Source organism: Pseudomonas sp. LPB0260, from assembly GCF_013388395.1.
In genome coordinates, this window is sequence record NZ_CP058247.1 from 3013535 (window position 1) to 3030641 (window position 17107).

Here is a 17107-nt window from a genome sequence, read left to right on the forward strand (position 1 = left end):
CTGCGCCGCTATGACCGGGGCGGCGCGCCAGGCGATGACGGGCGTGCAGCGCCTGGTCAGGCCCGCGCAGTCGCGGGCTAAGGGGCCGTCACCTTGCGTTGCGCCATATGCCGCAGGTAGTCGAGCAACTGGGCCAGTTCGCTGTCGCTCAGCTGGGCCTGGGCGAAGCCCGGCATCCGTCCCTGGGGCCAGCGCCGCAGGCTTTGCGGATTGCGGATGTAGCGGGCGAGGAAGTCGCCGGCGAAGTATTCGGTGGGGTTGTGTGGAATGTTCAGGTCGGGGCCGAACCTGGAATCGCCCGCGCCGTTCAGCCGATGACAGGCCATGCAATGCTTCTGGTACTGGGCGAAGCCCGCGTTGATCTGCTTGCCGGCGTTGCGTGCCGGCAGCAGCTGCGGAAAGCGCTGTGCGAGCGGCGCCAGTCTGCGGATCTGGGCGATGCGGAACGGCCATTGCTCCGGGCCGATGCGAGCGGCCGCGGGGTTTGTCCAGACCAGGTAGAAGGGCCCTGCGCTGGGCTTGTTGGGCGCCAGTGGTGGCCAGGGCTGGGCCGGGTCCTCCACCGCCAGCCAGGCCACGGCGCCGCTCGAGCCGAGCAGTAGCGAGGCCGGCAGTTCGGCGGCAAAACCGTCGCTGGCCACCGCCTGCAGATGATCTTCCACTCCTACGCCTTGCAGCAGTGCAGCCAGCGGCACGGCCCGGTAGCTCATGCTGCGTTTGTAGCTGACGTCCTCGCCGATCTCGATGCGTTGTGCCCGCGGATGGGCGAGCAGCTCGGCGCTGCTCCAGTTGCGGCTGCCTGGGCCAATGTCCAGGCGCAGGTCGGCGCCCTGCACGCTGGCGCTCAGTACCATCAGGGCGACTATCAGTCCACGCATGTTCGTTTCTGCCGCTGTTCGAAAGGTCGGAGATGCCGGCCGCTTCGCGCCGCGATGGGCGTGCACGAATACGGAGGCGTGGGCCCAAGGCCCACAGCCGCCGATTCTAGCGTGACAGGGTGGTATCCCGCTTTGCGCTGTGCGTAACGCGCTACGGCGACGCCCGGCGCCAGGGATGGTGGCGGGTCAGCTGACCAGACGGGTCAAGTTGGGAAGGATCAGGATAACGGTGGTGGCAAAGACGATCAGGCTTGCTTGCCGAAACTTGGGTTGTCTGAACATGGCCATCTGCCTTTTATTTATTGTTGGAGTGGCGTCGGGTGCCTGCTCGCCAGGCATCCTGGACTACGGCGTCACACCAGGCGTGGACTGACATCCCGCCCCGGCAATACCCGGCGGCGGTCCTTGGCATGTGTTGATCACTGCATTCCAGCTCCTGTAACTCTAGGGGGCGCATCAGGTTTTTATTAGATGACTTGGTTTCAATAACCACTCTGTTTGGAACATCGGGTTATCGGGAATGACTCACTCCACTGCGCCGCGCCTTGAGCCAGACGCTCCACGCTGGGCCGTGCCGGTAAAGGGCCAGTAGCCGACCGTTTGTCTGAACGGAGTGGTCAATGGCCCTGAGCATTTAGGTCATTGAGCCTGGCGGGGCCAGGGGTATGGTAGAGCGGATCAACGATGGCAGCGCCCGGCGAAGAGCGGCGGAGCCCTGCCGTTATCCAGCCCCAGGGAGGTCCGAGGACGCCATGACCGAAGCATTCATTTTCGATGCACTGCGCACGCCCCGCGGCAAAGGCAAGAAGGACGGGGCGCTGTACAGCGTCAAGCCGGTCAGCCTGGTCGCCGGCCTGCTGACAGCGCTGCAGCGGCGCAATGGCCTGGACACCAGCCAGGTCGATGACGTCGTCCTTGGCTGTGTCACGCCGGTGGGCGATCAGGGGGCCGACATCGCCAAGACCGCGGCCATGCTCGCGGACTGGGACGTCAGCGTCAGCGGCGTGCAACTCAACCGCTTCTGCGCCTCGGGTCTGGAGGCGGTGAATATCGGGGCGATGAAGGTGCGTTCGGGCTTCGAGGACCTAGTGGTGGTCGGTGGCGTGGAGTCCATGTCGCGCGTGCCCATGGGTTCGGACGGCGGTGCCTGGGCGATGGACCCGGAAACCAATCTGCACAGCCAGTTCGTCCCGCAGGGCATAGGCGCCGACCTGATCGCCACCCTGGAGGGCTTCAGCCGCGCAGATGTCGATGCCTTCGCCCTACGTTCGCAGCAGAAGGCCGCGCGCGCCAGCGCCGACGGTTCGTTCAGCAAGTCCCTGGTGCCGGTCTGCGACCAGAATGGCATCGTCCTGCTCGAGCATGACGAGTTCATTCGCGGCGACTCGACCCTGGCGGGGCTGGGCAAGCTCAAGCCGAGCTTCGAGATGATGGGCCAGATGGGCTTCGATGCCACGGCCCTGCGTGTCTACAGCCAGGTCGAGCGCATCGACCATGTGCATACTCCGGGCAACAGCTCGGGCATCGTCGATGGGGCCGCGCTGATGCTCATCGGCTCCGCCGCCAAGGGCCGGGAACTGGGTCTCAAGCCCCGCGCGCGCATCGTCGCCAGCGCGGTGACCGGTACCGATCCGACCATCATGCTCACCGGCCCGGCGCCGGCTACCCGCAAGGCGCTGGCCAAGGCCGGGCTCAAGGTGGAGGACATCGACCTGTTCGAGGTCAACGAGGCCTTCGCCTCGGTGGTGCTGAAATTCATGAAGGACATGGGCGTGAGCGAAGACCGGGTCAACGTCAACGGCGGCTCCATCGCCATGGGGCACCCGCTGGGCGCCACCGGTTGCGCCATCCTCGGCACCCTGCTCGACGAACTGGAAGCGCGGCAGCTGCGCTATGGCCTGGCCACCCTCTGTGTCGGCGGCGGCATGGGCATCGCCACCATCATCGAACGGATCTAAGGAGTCTTCATCGGCCACTGCGCGCGACCCTGCAGCGTGAGAGTCGAGCGGTAATGCGCATCTACAGCCCGTAGCCTGCGCTTGCCCCTCGACTGTCGCCACGTCTGATCCGCGATTCTGACGCCTGTGAAGAGCTCCCCAACTGACTTGGGGTTGAAAGAAATGACTGACGCCATTCGTTACGAAAAGGGCCCGGACAATATCGTTGTCCTGACCATGGACATGCCAGGGCAAAGCGCCAACACCATGAACGCGGCGTATCGCGAGGCCATGGGCCAGGTGATCGAGCGCCTGGAGGCCGAGCGCGACGCCATTGCCGGCGTGATCATCAGCTCGGCGAAGAAGACCTTCTTCGCCGGCGGCGATCTCAATGAGCTGATCAAGGTCGGCAAGGCCGACGCCAAGGACTTCTACCAGATGATCCTGCGGATCAAGGGCCAGCTTCGCCGCCTGGAAACCTTGGGCAAGCCGGTGGTGGCCGCGATCAACGGCGCCGCCCTGGGCGGCGGTTGGGAGATCTGCCTGGCCTGTCACCAGCGTATCGCGCTGGATAGCGCCAGCGTGCAGCTCGGCCTGCCGGAGGTGACCCTGGGCCTGCTGCCGGGCGGTGGTGGAGTGGTGCGCATGGTCCGCCTACTTGGCCTGGAAAAGGCCCTGCCTTATCTCCTCGAGGGCAAGAAGGTACGCCCGCAGGCCGCGCTGAAAGCCGGCTTGATCGACCAGCTCGCCTCGGACCAGGGCGACCTGCTGGCCAAGGCGCGCGCCTGGATAGTGGCCAACCCCGAGGCCAGGCAGCCCTGGGACGAGCCGGGCTACAGGATGCCCGGCGGCACCCCGTCCAGCCCGAACGTGGCGCAGATGCTGGCCATCGCGCCGAGTGTGCTGCGGGAAAAGACCAGGGGCTGCTTGCCGGCACCGGAGAAGATCCTCTGCGCCGCGGTCGAGGGCGCCCAGGTGGACTTCGACACCGCGCAGCTCATCGAGGCGCGCTACTTCACCGAGCTGACCACCGGGCAGGTGGCGAAGAACATGATCGGCACCTTCTGGTTCCAGCTCAACCAGATCAATGCCGGCGGCTCGCGACCGCAAGGCCTGGCCCCCTCTACCACGAAGAAGGTCGGGGTCATTGGCGCCGGCATGATGGGCGCGGGCATCGCCCATGTGACGGCCGCGGCGGGGATCGAGGTGGTGCTCAAGGACGTCTCGCTGGAGAGGGCGGAAAAGGGCAAGGGCTATTCGGCCCGGCTGCTGGAGAAGAAGGTCAGCCGTGGGCAGATGAGCGTCGACAAGCGTGACGCCATCCTGGCGCGGATCACGCCCAGCGACAGGGACGCCGATTTCGCCGGCTGCGACCTGATCGTCGAGGCCGTCTACGAGGATCGCGACCTCAAGGCCAATGTCACCGCGGCGGCCGAGCGGGCCGCGCTGAGCGATGCGCTGATCGCCTCGAATACCTCGACGCTGCCGATCACCGGCCTGGCCACCGCGGTGGACGGGCAGGACAGGTTCATCGGCCTGCACTTCTTCAGCCCGGTGGACAAGATGCCGCTGGTGGAGATCATCCGCGGCGAGCATACCAGTGACGCCACCCTGGCCCGCGCCTTCGACTACGTCATGCATATCAACAAGACGCCGATCGTGGTCAGCGACAGCCGCGGCTTCTTCACCTCGCGGGTCTTCGCCACCTACACCCATGAGGGCATGGCCATGCTCGGCGAGGGCGTGTCGGCGGCGCTGATCGAGAACGAGGCGCGCAACGCCGGTATGCCGGTGGGGCCGCTGGCGATCAGTGACGAGGTGTCGCTGAGCCTGATGCAGCATATCCGCCAGCAGACCCTGAAGGACCTGGCCGAGGAGGGCAAGGAGGCGCCCGAACACCCGGCCTTTGCGGTGATCACGCAGATGCTTGAGCAATACCAGCGAGCGGGGAAGGCGGCCGGAGCTGGCTTCTATGAGTACCCCGAGGGCGGCAGGAAATACCTGTGGCCGGAGCTCAAGCGTCATTTCGAGAAGGCCGACCGGCAGATTCCGGCCGCGGACGTGCGCGATCGCATTCTGTTCATCCAGGCGCTCGAAACCGTCAGGTGCCTGGAGGAGGGCGTGTTGCAGTCGACCGCCGACGCCAATATCGGCTCGATCTTCGGCATCGGTTTCGCCGCGTGGACCGGCGGCGCATTGCAGTTCATCAACCAGTACGGTCTCCAGGACTTCGTCGCGCGCGCCCAGTATCTGGCCGAGCAATACGGCGAACGGTTCCTGCCGCCGGCGTTGCTGCTGGAGAAGGCGGCTGGCAAGCAGACGTTCTGAGCGGCGGCAGGCCTTGGCGCTTGCCAGGTGTGGTCCAGTCGTACCGGTGGTCGGTTCAGGCGAACCAATTGCCGGGGCGTTCACGTTTTGCTCAGCGTGTTGCCTCGGTTCGCCGCCGCCTCCGGCGCTACGGCGCTAGACTCTGCGGAGTTACCTGGCCCGATCAGGGCCGTGCTGGCGCCGTATCTTGGAGAGTTGCCATGTTGAAAATAAAGACACTCATGACCTTGTCATTCTGTGCCCTGATGTTGTCGTCGGTGGCCGTGCCGCAGATGAATCTGCTGGTCGACTCCGCCTACGCTAAAGGCGGTGGCGGTGGCGGTGGCGGTGGCGGTGGCGGTGGCGGTGGCGGTAATGGTGGCGGTGGTGGCGGCAACGGTGGCGGTGCTGGCAATGGCGGCGGAGGCGGTCACGGTGGCGGTCACGGCGGTGCTGAGGGCGGTCATGGCCATGGTCACGGCGGCGGCATAGGTGGCGGTCGTGCTGGGCACGCCGAAGGCGGCTCCAACGGCAACGGCAAGGGCAAGGGCGCAAGCGCCAGCGCTGGTCATGGCGCGGCAACCTCCGAAGCGGCGAAATCCAAGGAGACCACTGGCCTGGCCAAGGCCATGTCGGTGGTGGCCAGCACGCCGGCAGCCTTGGCTGCGGCGCTGGGCCTGGAAAACGCCCTGGCCAACAGCACAAAGCATGATGGCGAGGCCGAAGACGGCACCGATGCATCCGACGACGATGCGACCGATACCGATACCGATACCGATACCGATACCGATACCGATTCGGGAGAGGGCGAGGGGGACGCGAGCGGCAGCGAACTGGCCGACTGACCTCGGGCTATCGTGGCGCGACCCAGGCCCGGCTTATCTGCCGGGCCTTTTCATTCTGGCGCTGTCGTCCACTTGCCTTGCGGTCCGTGCTTAGGCAGGCTTGAGCCTTGTAGTCATCACCTCCCGCGTTTCAGGTACCCGCCCCATGTCGCTGCACATCTGCATTCTGGAAACAGACATTCTTCGTCCCGAGTTGATCGATCAGTACCAGGGCTACGGCCGGATGTTCGAGCGGCTCTTCGCGCACCAGCCGATCGCCGCCGAGTTCAGCGTGTATAACGTGATGGAGGGCAACTACCCGCCGGACAGCGCGCATTTCGACGCCTACCTGGTTACCGGCAGCAAGGCCGACTCCTTCGCCACCGATCCGTGGATCGAAACCCTCAAGACCTACCTGCTGGATCGCTACGCCAAGGGCGACAAGCTGCTGGGCGTGTGCTTCGGCCATCAACTGCTGGCGCTGCTGCTCGGCGGCAAGGCCGAGCGTGCCGAGCAGGGCTGGGGCGTGGGCATCCATCGTTATCGCCTGGCGCACCAGCCGGCCTGGATGACGCCGGTACTGGAGGAGCTGACCTTGCTGATCAGCCACCAGGACCAGGTCACCAAGCTGCCCGATAATGCGACGTTGCTGGCCTCCAGCGACTTCTGTCCGATCGCCGCCTATTGCATCGGCGACCAGGTGCTGTGCTTCCAGGGGCATCCCGAGTTCGTTCACGACTATTCCAAGGAACTGCTGGAGATCCGCCAGCAGCACATCGGCGAGCAGGCCTATCGCCAAGGGGTGGACAGCTTGCAGCATGATCACCAGGGCCATACGGTGGCCGAGTGGATGATGCGCTTCGTCGCCCATGGACGCTCGGGGCTGGAGGCTTAAGCGAGACTGCGCGAAGGCCCGGTCCCGCGCGGGGCATTCTGATCCCCGCGCCCTGCCGCGTTCTTGTGGGCTGAAGACCAAGGCGGCGCGCCGGCACGCGCGCCCGAAGGCTCGCGCTTCGCCGCGGCTGGGTATTCGAGGCTCAGGCGCCGGCCAGTTGCCGATCCATCGCGGCGATGCACTGCTGCATCTGCTGGCGGCATTGCTCCATCAGGCGCGGCAGGTCGTCCAGGCTCAGGCCGGCGGTGGGAATGGCTGGCAGCGAGCGGATCAGAATGTCGCCACTGCGCCAGCGGTTCAGGCGCATCCGCCTGACGTAGCTGCTGGCGCACACCGGGATGATGGGCACGCCCGCGGCGATGGCCATCTGAAAGGCGCCTTTCTTGAACGGCAGCATCTCCCCGCCACCATTGCGCGTGCCCTCGGGAAACACCCAGATCGAGGTGTTGCGCTGCTTGAGGGTGTCGGTGGTCTTGAGCATGGCCCGTTTGGCGCGCTGCGCGTTGCTGCGGTCGAGCAGCACGTTGCCCGCCAGCCAGTAGAGTTGGCCGAAGAATGGCAGCCACTTCAGGCTTTTCTTGCCGATGCTGACGGTACGCTGCGGCACCACGCGACCGAGGACGTAGAGGTCGTAGTTGGACTGGTGATTGGCGATTATCACGCAGGCGGGATGGTGCTCCAGCAGCGGCTTGACGTCGGTCTTCACTTTCAGGCCAAGCAGGCAGAGCGCCGGTAGGGAGTAGAGGCGGGCGCAGATGCGGCTGTTGTCCGGGTTGAACGGCCGACAAAGGCCGAGCAGCAGGCCAAGCAGGCCGGCCAGAACGAAGTGCACGGCCATCGCTAGCATGCGCAGAAGAAACAGCATTGGGAACGCCCGACAGGAGAAAGGGCGCGCAGTGTAGGGGGGCGCTCTGCACTCGGCAAATACTGCTGATCGGTGGCGCTGGCCGGGCTCGGCCACGAGCGAGGCGCCTGCCTGGCGCTCGCTCGATGCCAGCGGGCGGCTCGCCCGCTGGTCCTGTCGTCGACTCAGACCTTGAAGCGGCCCAGCAGGCGATCCTGTTGCCCGACCTGGTCGACCATCACCGCGCACTGGCGAACCTGCTGCTCGGCGCCGTTGGCGACCTCATGGCTGATGTCGCGAATGTTGGTGGTGTTGCGGTTGATCTCCTCGGTGGTGGCGCTCTGCTCTTCGGCTGCGGTGGCGATCTGCAGGTTCATGTCGTTGATGCGGGTGATCGCCTCGCGGATGCGTCCCAGCATGGCGTTGGCAGCGCTGGCGTCCTCGGCGGTCTGGCTGGCGGTGTCGCGGCTCTGCTGCATACGCGCCTCCGCCTGTTTCACCCCGGACTGCAGCTGATCGATCATCTGGCGGATTTCCTGGGTGGATTGCTGGGTGCGCGAGGCGAGCGAGCGCACCTCGTCGGCCACCACGGCGAAGCCGCGTCCGGACTCGCCGGCACGGGCGGCTTCGATGGCGGCGTTGAGGGCGAGCAGGTTGGTCTGATCGGCGATGCTGGTGATCACCGAGAGGATCGACTCGATGTTGTGGCTGAGCTTGGCCAGCTCGTTGATCGACTGGCTGGTGTCGTTCATCTCATCGGCCAGGCGCTTGATCGCCGCGGTGGACTGGGAAACCACGGCCACGCCGTTCTCGGTCTCGTCGTTGGCGGCGATCGCCGCCTGGGCCGCGGCCTGGGCATTGCGTGCCACCTCTTCGGCGGTGGAGGCCATTTCCTGCATGGCGGTGGCCAGCTGGTCCAGCTCCTGCAGCTGCTCCTGCAGGCGGCCGGAGGCCTGGTCGGCCTCGATCGAGGTCAGCGAGGTGCTTTCGCGCACCTGGCGCGAGCTGCCCATCACATCGCCGATCAGGCCCTGCAGGTTCTGCAGGAAGCCGTTGAACTCCCGCTCGACCGCGGCGATTTCATCATTGCCTTCGGCCGGCAGGCGGCGGGTCAGGTCGCCTTCACCGCTGTTGATATCGCGCAGGGAGTTCTGCAGCTGGCTCAGTGGGCGCAGCAGGTGGGTCATCAGCGCGCCCAGCAGCAGCAGGCTCAGGGCCACGCCGATCAGGGTACCGGTGGCGGCGCGCCAGCTGAGCGCATTGGCCTCGGCCAATACCTTGCTTTCATCCAGCACCACGCCGATATACCAGTCCATGCCCTTGAGGTTGCTCAGCGGGGTGAAGGACACCAGCCGGTCCTGGCCGTTGCCTTTGACGGTGGTCAGTTCTTGCTTGAGGGCCGGGGATTGGCCATCGAACAGCTCGCTCAGCGGTTTGCCGTTCAGCTCGGTGTTCGGGTGGGAGATGATGTTGCCGTTACGGGCCAGCAGGAAGGCATAGCCGGCGCCGTTGAAGTTCAAGGTGTTGATGGTGTCGGAGATGGTCTTCAGGCTGATGTCGCCACCGAAGGCGCCCTTGAACTGGCCACGGTCGCTGAGCTTGGCCACCGCCGAAATCAGGATCTCGCCACTGGCGGCGTCGGGGTAGGGCTCGGTGAGCATCGCTTGATTGGCCGACTTGGCCACCGGGTACCAGGGCCGCTGCCGCGCATCCCAACCCGTAGGGTTCCAGGTCGGGTCATTGGTGATGCGCTCGCCATCGGTGTCGAGCCCGCCGAAGATCAGCAGGAACTGCTGCTTGAGAATCGGTTGGTCGAACACGCGCTGGATCTGCTCGGCGCTGAAGTCGCTGTCGATGTTCTGCGCCATCATGTCGATCAGCTGCAGTTTGCCGTTCAACCAGTTCTCGATCTGGCGGGCCAGGGCGCCGCTCGCATCCTTGATGCTGGATTCGGTCTGCTCGTTGAGGCTGTTGCGGACCTGACTGATTTGCACCAGCGACAGCAGGCTGGTGGTGAGAAACAGCACGGTCGCCGCCGCAAGACCAACCTTATGGGCAATTTTCATAGGCAAATTTTCCTTATTGGGTGCGGGCCCGCCGAAGACTGCTGGAGGCCCGGTACAAGCAAGTCGGCAGGCCGGCGGGTTTCTTTATGCCGAAAGGGCGATTACGAGAACTCTGGAGGCCTGCCCTTTACCAGAGCACCGGTCTGCAAAGGGCATGTTTACCGGGGTGGATTCTCCCGGGGAAGGCATTTTCAGCGTACTTCTAGCTCGATGGCGCTGGCGGGGTTGATCGCCTTGCGGACTTAAGGGGGGAAGTCGAAGTGCGGCGTGATCCGAGGCCCTTTGCGCCCTCAGGGCTGGGAGACGGAGGCGTCCTGGGGGGTACGTAAACCGTTCGCCCTGAGGCAGAGGCGCCTGCCCGGGGCGATACGGCCCGAGTAGCCCGGCCGAGGCGCGCCGGGCCTTGGGGATTGTGCGCGGGTGGTCAGAGCAGTTGCTGGCGATCCTGCTCGATGGCCCGGTCGAGGCTCTCCAGCAGCGCCTTGCGCACTTTCAGCTTGGTGTTGCGGTGCGCGGTCATGTTGATCTTCTTCAGCTGTTGCGCGGCGGCCAGGGCGGTGGCCATCAGCTGTTCGGCCGGCACCACCTTGTCGAGGAAACCGGCATCGACGGCGCCTTGCGGGTCGAACATCTCGCCGTTGATCACCGAACGATGAAACGCCGACTTGCGCAGGCGGTCGCGGGCCAGTTCGATGCCCACGTGGTGCATGGTCATGCCGATTTGCACTTCATTCAGGCCGATGCTGAACGGACCTTCGACGCCGATACGGTAATCGGCCGAGAGCAGGATGAAGGCGCCCTTGGCCACCGCATGGCCCGGGCAGGCAACGATGATCGGGAAGGGGTGGGCCAGCATGCGCCGCGCCAGCGTCGAGCCGGCGGCAACCAGATCGATGGCGTTCTGCGGACCGGAGGTCATCACCTTCAGGTCGTACCCGCCCGAGAGGATGCCCGGCTGGCCGGTGATGACGACGATGGCCTTGTCCTGTTCGGCGCGATCCAGCGCAGCATTGAAGGCGGCGATTACGTCCGGGGAAATGGCATTCACCTTGCCATTGTTCAGGGTCAGGGTGGCAATGCCGTCTTCGAGTTGATAGCTGATCAGGTCGCTCATCGCGGGGTTCCTTGTGCTGAGGTGGGGGCAGACGTTACTCACCCGTTTCGTCCAGGTAAAGCGCGGCGGCTGACCGGTTGGTCAGCCCAGAGGCCCGGTTTTCCTGAGGCGGGCGCCGCGCGACGCCAGCGGTTCGGCTAGGGCGCGTGGTCACCGGGCAGTCGATAGAATCCGTTTCGGTTGCTGCGGCTGCGGACTGCGATCGCCAGCCAGCCGTCCCTATGACCGGACCTGGAGCAGGGCGTAGTAGCCCAGTAACCCGTTGTTTGGCATAAGCGCATGAATCTTTTGAAAAAAACTTTTGCCTTTGGCGAACTGTTCGGCTAGATTAGCGCGCCTCGACAGACAGCGATGTCCAGCGAGATCCGGTGAAGTGTCCGAGTGGTTGAAGGAGCACGCCTGGAAAGTGTGTATACGGGAAACCGTATCAAGGGTTCGAATCCCTTCTTCACCGCCAGATAGATACAGCTAAAGCCCCGAGAGCTAACAAGTTCTCGGGGCTTTTTGCGTTATGGGGCCTTGGGGTGATGGAGACTGCTCAGCCCCTTAGCCCATAAGCCATCATGCTCAGGCTGATCACCAGGCTGACGCTGGCCAGGGCGAGCTCGGCGTAGCGTTTGCCTGGCTTGCTACCTGTAATCAGGGTGGCCTCGGCAGGCGCTGCCGGGTCGTAGTGCACGGCAACTTTCAGGCCTGGGGCGAAGCGCTGGGCGAGCCTTTCTGCTTCCTCCTGTTGAAGGATTGGGTACAGCGTCGCGCGGTTGCCCTGGTAGCGCACTCCGCCGACCTGGTACTCATAGTGCAATAGAAAGTCGTGCCGGTCAGCGTCAGCGCTGTGGGCCGCGACTTCGGAGCTGAGTATGCGACCAGGCACTGTCGGCCAGCGCGTGCTCGCCTCGTAGCGAAGGAATGACTTCAGTGCCTGCCACAGCAGGTAGGTGGATAGAACAAGGAGAATGGTGCCTCCCCAAAAGGCTGAATTCATGACTGCTCCTGGGATCGAGGGGGTTTGCAGTTGCCTGGGCTTGATGAAAGGCAGTCCAGTGGTCGCTGCGGTGCGGGGTAGAAACGGGGTTGGCATGGCGGGAGGGGGATTCTACCGTCAGGCCCCTCGCCTTGGTCAACGGCGGATGGCTGCTGCCTCCGTTCACTCCCTCTCTGGGCTTCGCTTCGTCGATTTAGCCGGCAGGCGTGGATGTCTCCGTTCTGTGTCGGCATCATTCGCCGGGAGGCCTTATCAGTCAGCAATAGGTTTAATTCAGTGAGCGCGTCAGGCAGCCGGCTGCCGCTCATTCAGGCCAAGGCGCTAGGCGGGTTGGCCGTACTCTGGGAAGCAAAACGTGAAGTGGGACATTTTCTGCAGGGTCGTCGATAACTACGGCGATATTGGGGTGACCTGGCGCCTGGCCAGGCAGCTGGTTGCCGAGCATGGGCTGGGGGTACGCCTGTGGGTGGATGACATGGCGGCGTTCGCGCGCATCTGCCCCGGCGCGGATGCCAGCGCTACGCGCCAGGTGCGGCAGGGCGTGGAGCTGTGTCTTTGGGCCGGTGACTGGCAGTCGAGCGCCCCGGCGGATGTGGTCATCGAGGCGTTCGCCTGCGAGTTGCCGGCGGCCTATGTGGCGGCCATTGCGGCGCGGCCGGCGAAGGTGCTGTGGCTCAACCTCGAATACCTGAGTGCCGAGGACTGGATCGACGGCTGTCACGGTCTGCCGTCCTTGCAGTCGAGCGGTCTGCAGAAGTTCTTCTTTTTTCCGGGATTCACCGTGGGTAGCGGCGGTCTGCTGCGCGAGCGCGATCTGCTGAGTGAATGCCAGGCGTTTCAGGCCGATGCCGGAGCGCAGGCGGCTTTTCTTGCCGGGCTCGGAGTGACGCGTTTGCCCGGCGCGCGCCTGATCTCGCTTTTCGCCTACGAGAACCCCGGACTGGCCGCTTGGCTGGACGCCTTGGCAGCGGACAGCCGACCCAGCCAGCTGCTGGTGCCGGAAGGGCGCATTCTTGTCGATCTGCAGGAGTGGATTGGTGCGCAGTGCTTGGCGGCCGGCGATATGCGCCAGTGCGGGCAGTTGCAGGTTCAGGTGCTGCCATTCATCGAGCAGGCGCAGTACGACCGGCTGCTCTGGTGTTGTGACTTCAACGCGGTGCGTGGCGAGGATTCCTTCCTGCGGGCGCAGTGGGCCGGGCGGCCGCTGCTCTGGCATATCTATCAGCAGGCGGAGGGCGCGCACTGGGACAAGCTCGAGGCATTCCTGGCGCTCTACTCACAGGGCCTGCCGCCCGAAGCGGCCGGAGCGCTGGCGCGGTTATGGCGCAGTTGGAACGCGGGGGAGGGGGTGGGCGAAGGCTGGCGGGCCTTGCAGCCGCACTGGCAGGTACTGGTCGCGCATGCGCAGCGCTGGAGCCTGGAGCAGGGCGCGCGGACCGATCTTGCCGCGGCGCTGGTACAGTTTTACCGAAATTGGCTATCATACGCGGCCTAGAAATTTGTATCCCCATCCAAACCGGATATTCGTATGAAAACCGCACAAGAAATGAAGCCCAACAGCGTGGCCCTGATCGACGGCCAGCCGTGGCTGGTCCAGAAGGCCGAGTTCACCAAGTCCGGCCGCAACAGCGCCATCGTCAAGATGAAGCTGAAGAACCTGCTGAACGGCTCCAAGACCGAGACCGTTTACAAGGCCGACGACAAGATGGAGCCGGTAATCCTGGAGCGTAAGGAAGTGAATCTTTCTTACATCAGCGGTGACGACTACGTGTTCATGGACCCGGAATACAACTCCTACGAGCTGCGTGCCGAAGACCTGGAAAGCGTACTGCCGTTCATCGAAGAAGGCATGACCGACGTCTGTGAAGCCGTGTTCTTCGAAGGCAAGGTGATCTCCGTCGACCTGCCGACCACCATCGTGCGCCAGGTGGTCTACACCGAGAACGCCGCCCGTGGCGACACCTCCGGCAAGGTGATGAAGCCTGCCAAGCTGCGCAATGGCACCGAGATCAAGGTCGCAGAGTTCGTCGAGATCGACGACTGGATCGAGATCGATACCCGTGACGGTACCTACAAGGGCCGCACCCAGGCGCCGCAGGCCTGAGTACAGGCTTGAAGCGTTGAAAAAACCCGACCCTGGCGTCGGGTTTTTTTATGCCTGGTTTTTTCGACTTCAGGGTTTGCGGCAGGCAGGCCTTAGGCGTCGTGCGCGGGCGCTAGGGCTTAGAGTCTGAAACCCTCGACGATGTGCTCGGCCAGGGTTTCGGTTACCGGCGACTGGGTGTGGGGGTTGCGCAGCAGGACGATGCTGGCCGACGGCATGGCTGGCAGCCCTTCGGCTTCGCCGATGATGCGCTGGTCCGGGGTGATCAGGCTCTGCAATTGTGCGGTGACAGCGAGCCCGGCGCTGACCACGGCCATGATCGCTGACAGGCTCGGGCTGGTATAGGCGATGCGGTACTCGCGCTCTATCGCGTCCAGGGCGTTGCAGGCCCAGGAGCGGCAGAAACACTGGGAGTTGAACATCGCCAGCGGCAGCGGCTCCTGTTCATGGGGGCTGAAACCCTGCGCCTCGGCCCAGACGATGCGCTCCTGGCGCAGCAGTTGGCCGATCTCGTTACCCGGCTCGCGGGTGACGATGGTCAGGTCGAGGTCCTGGCGCTGCAGCAGGCCCGATGAGGGCTCGCAGTGCAGCTCCACCTGCACCAGGGGGTAGGCCTGGGCGAAGCGCGAGAGAATCCCCGGCATGAAGCGCATCAGGTAGTCATCCGGTGTGCCAATGCGCACCGCGCCGACCATGTGCGGCTCGCGCAGGGTGGTCATCACCTCGCCATGCAGCTTGAGAATGCGTCGTGCATAGCCCAGCAGCACCTGGCCCTCGGCGGTCAGGCTGACCTGACGGCCATCGCGCTGGAACAGCGGGCGCTGCAGTACGTCTTCCTCGAGGCGCTTCATCTGCATGCTCACCGCCGACTGGGTGCGATTGACCATCTCGGCGGCGCGGGTGAAGCCCCCGTGGTCGGCAATCGCGACGAAGGTTCGCAGCAATTCGCTGTCGATGCTCGGGTAGTTGGCCATTCATCAATATCCAAGATGCATGACATAAGAAACATTCGTTGGATTGATCATAAGCCGGGCGCGAGACTGTCGCCAACCCCACAGGAGGGCGACGAGATGAAAGGTCAGAAAGGTTATGCAATTGCACACGGCTTGTCTTATCCCGGCGTGAGTCCGAGCGCTCTTGTCAGGGCGCTCTGGCTGCAACTCAAGCGCTGGCGGCAACTGGCGGAGCAGCGGCGGCGATTGGCCGGCCTGAGCGACGAGGCGCTCAGCGACCTCGGCCTGAGTCGCGCCGATGTGCTGCTCGAAAGTGAGCGGCCATTCTGGGACGATCCCCTGGCGAAATCTGCCGGTCACCACGAGCGGAGTCGTCGATAGGTTGAAGTCGATGCCGGTCAGGGTGCTGTTTAGCGGCATCGGCACCCTGGCCGGCGCCTGCTGGGAAAGGTGTCGGCCGTGCTGATAGGGCGGCCGGATCGGTGGGGCGGCAAGCGCCCCTGGCTTCCGTTACAATGCGCGCCGATTTCCCCAGTCAGAGAGCCCGCCCATGTCCGCTTGCCAGACTCCGATCATCGTTGCCCTGGATTTTCCGACCCGCGATGCCGCACTCGCGCTGGCCGATCGGCTCGATCCCCGGCAGTGTCGCGTCAAGGTCGGCAAGGAACTGTTCACCCGCTGCGGGCCGGAAATTGTCGGCGCCCTGGGCGACAAGGGTTTCGAGGTGTTTCTCGACCTGAAATTCCACGACATCCCCAACACCACGGCGATGGCGGTCAAGGCCGCTGCCGAGTTGGGCGTGTGGATGGTCAACGTGCACTGCTCGGGCGGCCTGCGCATGATGGCGGCCTGCCGCGAAACTCTCGACGCGCTGGGCGGGCGGGCGCCGCTGCTGATCGGCGTCACCGTGCTGACCAGTATGGAGCGCGAGGACCTGGCCGGCATTGGCCTGGATATCGAGCCGCAGGAGCAGGTGTTGCGCCTGGCCGGGCTGGCGCAGCAGGCCGGCCTGGACGGCCTGGTCTGCTCGGCCCAGGAGGCCGGCGCGCTGAAGGCCGCCCATCCGTCGCTGCAACTGGTCACCCCGGGTATTCGTCCTGCCGGCAGCGCCCAGGACGACCAGCGGCGCATCCTGACCCCGCGCCAGGCCCTGGATGCCGGCTCCGACTACCTGGTGATCGGCCGACCGGTCAGCCAGGCGACCGATCCGGCCCAGGCGCTGGCGGCGTTGGTGGCGGAGCTGGCCTGAATCCCCCCGGGCGCTGGGCGGGAGCTGCAGGCGCAGCCGCCCGGCGCTGAATTCATCGGGATTGTTGTATACAATCGCCCATCACGCTTAATCAGGTTTCTGCCATGCATCCCGCCGCCGAAGATTCGCCTCTGGGCAAATCCAGCGAATACATCGCCACCTATACGCCGTCGTTGCTGTTTTCCATCCCGCGCGCGCCGAAATGGGCCGAGCTGGGCCTGACGGCGGCGACCTTGCCTTATCAGGGGGTGGACCTCTGGAACTGCTTCGAATTGTCCTGGCTGCTGCCCTCGGGCAAGCCGGTGGTGGCGATCGGTGAGTTCGCCATTCCGGCGGACTCACCCAATATCATCGAGTCGAAGTCGTTCAAGCTGTACCTCAATTCGCTCAACCAGACGGTATTCGCCGATACGTCCGAGCTGTGCGCCGTGTTGCAGAAGGACCTGTCGGCCGCCGCCGGCAAGGCGGTCGGCGTGCGGGTACGCAGTCTGGGTGAGGTGGCCGCCGAGGGTGTCGCGAGTTTGCCGGGCCGCTGCATCGACGAGCTGGACGTGCCCATCAGCAACTATGCCCAGCCACAGGCGCAGCTGTTGCGCTGCGAGCCCGGGCGCATAGTCGAGGAAAGCCTGCACAGCCACCTGCTGAAATCCAACTGCCCGGTCACCGGTCAGCCGGATTGGGGCAGCGTGGTGGTGCAATACCGGGGCCCGGCGCTGGACCCTGCCAGCCTGCTGGCCTACCTGGTGAGCTTTCGCCAGCATGCCGACTTTCATGAGCAGTGCGTCGAGCGCATCTACCTCGATCTGTTGCAGTTGCTCAAGCCGCAGCAGCTGACGGTGTATGCGCGCTATGTGCGCCGCGGCGGTCTGGATATCAATCCGTATCGCAGCAGCGCGGCGATCGAGCCGGACAATCGCCGCCTGGTCCGCCAGTAACGAGAAACCCCAGCCG

The 17107-nt window shown here is 64.8% G+C and carries 15 protein-coding genes, 1 tRNA gene and 1 pseudogene; 10 read left to right on the plus strand and 7 right to left on the minus strand.

The window, feature by feature from the left end; all coding sequences use genetic code 11:
- Positions 1–77 precede the first annotated feature (77 nt).
- Positions 78–878: a cytochrome c gene (locus LPB260_RS13670; protein ID WP_208709509.1), complete on the minus strand. Its 801-nt coding sequence runs from the start codon at positions 876–878 to the stop codon at positions 78–80.
- Positions 879–1630: 752 nt separating this feature from the next.
- Between LPB260_RS13670 and LPB260_RS13675 the strand changes: the two genes are divergently transcribed.
- The 4 genes from LPB260_RS13675 (at position 1631) to LPB260_RS13690 (ending at position 6841) form a co-directional block, all read left to right on the plus strand.
- Positions 1631–2836, plus strand: a complete 1206-nt coding sequence (locus tag LPB260_RS13675; RefSeq protein ID WP_208709511.1) for an acetyl-CoA C-acetyltransferase — start codon at positions 1631–1633, stop codon at positions 2834–2836.
- Between the two features lie 162 nt (positions 2837–2998).
- Positions 2999–5143, plus strand: coding sequence for a 3-hydroxyacyl-CoA dehydrogenase NAD-binding domain-containing protein (locus LPB260_RS13680; RefSeq protein ID WP_208709513.1), 2145 nt, complete (start codon positions 2999–3001; stop codon positions 5141–5143).
- Positions 5144–5343: 200 nt separating this feature from the next.
- Positions 5344–5967 carry a hypothetical protein gene (locus LPB260_RS13685; protein ID WP_208709515.1) on the plus strand — a complete coding sequence of 208 codons (624 nt, stop codon included), beginning with the start codon at positions 5344–5346 and terminating at the stop codon, positions 5965–5967.
- A 145-nt stretch (positions 5968–6112) separates the two neighbouring features.
- A complete protein-coding gene (locus LPB260_RS13690; RefSeq protein WP_208709517.1) occupies positions 6113–6841 on the plus strand; it encodes an amidotransferase in 729 nt (242 codons plus the stop codon).
- 142 nt (positions 6842–6983) lie between these two features.
- Here LPB260_RS13690 and LPB260_RS13695 read toward each other — a convergent pair whose 3' ends face one another.
- From LPB260_RS13695 to LPB260_RS13705, 4 genes and pseudogenes are all read right to left on the minus strand, one after another.
- Complete coding sequence (locus LPB260_RS13695) at positions 6984–7706, minus strand: 1-acylglycerol-3-phosphate O-acyltransferase (protein WP_208709519.1); 723 nt, start codon at positions 7704–7706, stop codon at positions 6984–6986.
- 164 nt (positions 7707–7870) lie between these two features.
- Entirely contained in the window at positions 7871–8698 is an 828-nt protein-coding gene (locus LPB260_RS29360) for a methyl-accepting chemotaxis protein (protein WP_371926172.1), read from the minus strand.
- 30 nt (positions 8699–8728) lie between these two features.
- Positions 8729–9751: pseudogene (locus LPB260_RS29365) on the minus strand (cache domain-containing protein); the annotation flags it as partial.
- Positions 9752–10175: 424 nt separating this feature from the next.
- The gene (locus LPB260_RS13705) at positions 10176–10865 is read right to left on the minus strand and encodes a crotonase/enoyl-CoA hydratase family protein (protein ID WP_208709523.1); all 690 of its coding nucleotides are present in this window, start codon (positions 10863–10865) and stop codon (positions 10176–10178) included.
- Positions 10866–11232: 367 nt separating this feature from the next.
- Here LPB260_RS13705 and LPB260_RS13710 point away from each other — a divergent pair.
- Positions 11233–11322, plus strand: a tRNA-Ser gene (locus LPB260_RS13710).
- 81 nt (positions 11323–11403) lie between these two features.
- On the opposite strand, the gene LPB260_RS13715 is transcribed toward LPB260_RS13710, so the two are convergent.
- On the minus strand, positions 11404–11850 hold the full coding sequence (locus LPB260_RS13715; RefSeq protein ID WP_208709525.1) for a DUF3592 domain-containing protein: 447 nt from the start codon (positions 11848–11850) through the stop codon (positions 11404–11406).
- Between the two features lie 355 nt (positions 11851–12205).
- On the opposite strand from LPB260_RS13715, the gene earP reads away from it, so the two are divergent.
- Both earP and efp read left to right on the plus strand, forming a co-directional pair.
- Positions 12206–13345 carry an elongation factor P maturation arginine rhamnosyltransferase EarP gene (gene earP / locus LPB260_RS13720; RefSeq protein ID WP_208709527.1) on the plus strand — a complete coding sequence of 380 codons (1140 nt, stop codon included), beginning with the start codon at positions 12206–12208 and terminating at the stop codon, positions 13343–13345.
- Between the two features lie 33 nt (positions 13346–13378).
- The gene (efp, locus tag LPB260_RS13725; protein WP_208709529.1) at positions 13379–13954 is read left to right on the plus strand and encodes an elongation factor P; all 576 of its coding nucleotides are present in this window, start codon (positions 13379–13381) and stop codon (positions 13952–13954) included.
- Between the two features lie 119 nt (positions 13955–14073).
- Here the strand turns inward: efp and LPB260_RS13730 are convergent, their stop codons facing one another.
- Positions 14074–14928, minus strand: coding sequence for a LysR family transcriptional regulator (locus tag LPB260_RS13730; protein WP_208709531.1), 855 nt, complete (start codon positions 14926–14928; stop codon positions 14074–14076).
- A gap of 96 nt (positions 14929–15024) precedes the next feature.
- On the opposite strand from LPB260_RS13730, the gene LPB260_RS13735 reads away from it, so the two are divergent.
- From LPB260_RS13735 to queF, 3 genes are all read left to right on the plus strand, one after another.
- The gene (locus LPB260_RS13735; RefSeq protein WP_208709533.1) at positions 15025–15288 is read left to right on the plus strand and encodes a DUF1127 domain-containing protein; all 264 of its coding nucleotides are present in this window, start codon (positions 15025–15027) and stop codon (positions 15286–15288) included.
- 169 nt (positions 15289–15457) lie between these two features.
- A complete protein-coding gene (pyrF, locus tag LPB260_RS13740; protein WP_208709535.1) occupies positions 15458–16156 on the plus strand; it encodes an orotidine-5'-phosphate decarboxylase in 699 nt (232 codons plus the stop codon).
- A 104-nt stretch (positions 16157–16260) separates the two neighbouring features.
- Entirely contained in the window at positions 16261–17091 is an 831-nt protein-coding gene (queF, locus tag LPB260_RS13745; RefSeq protein ID WP_208709537.1) for an NADPH-dependent 7-cyano-7-deazaguanine reductase QueF, read from the plus strand.
- Positions 17092–17107 lie beyond the last annotated feature (16 nt).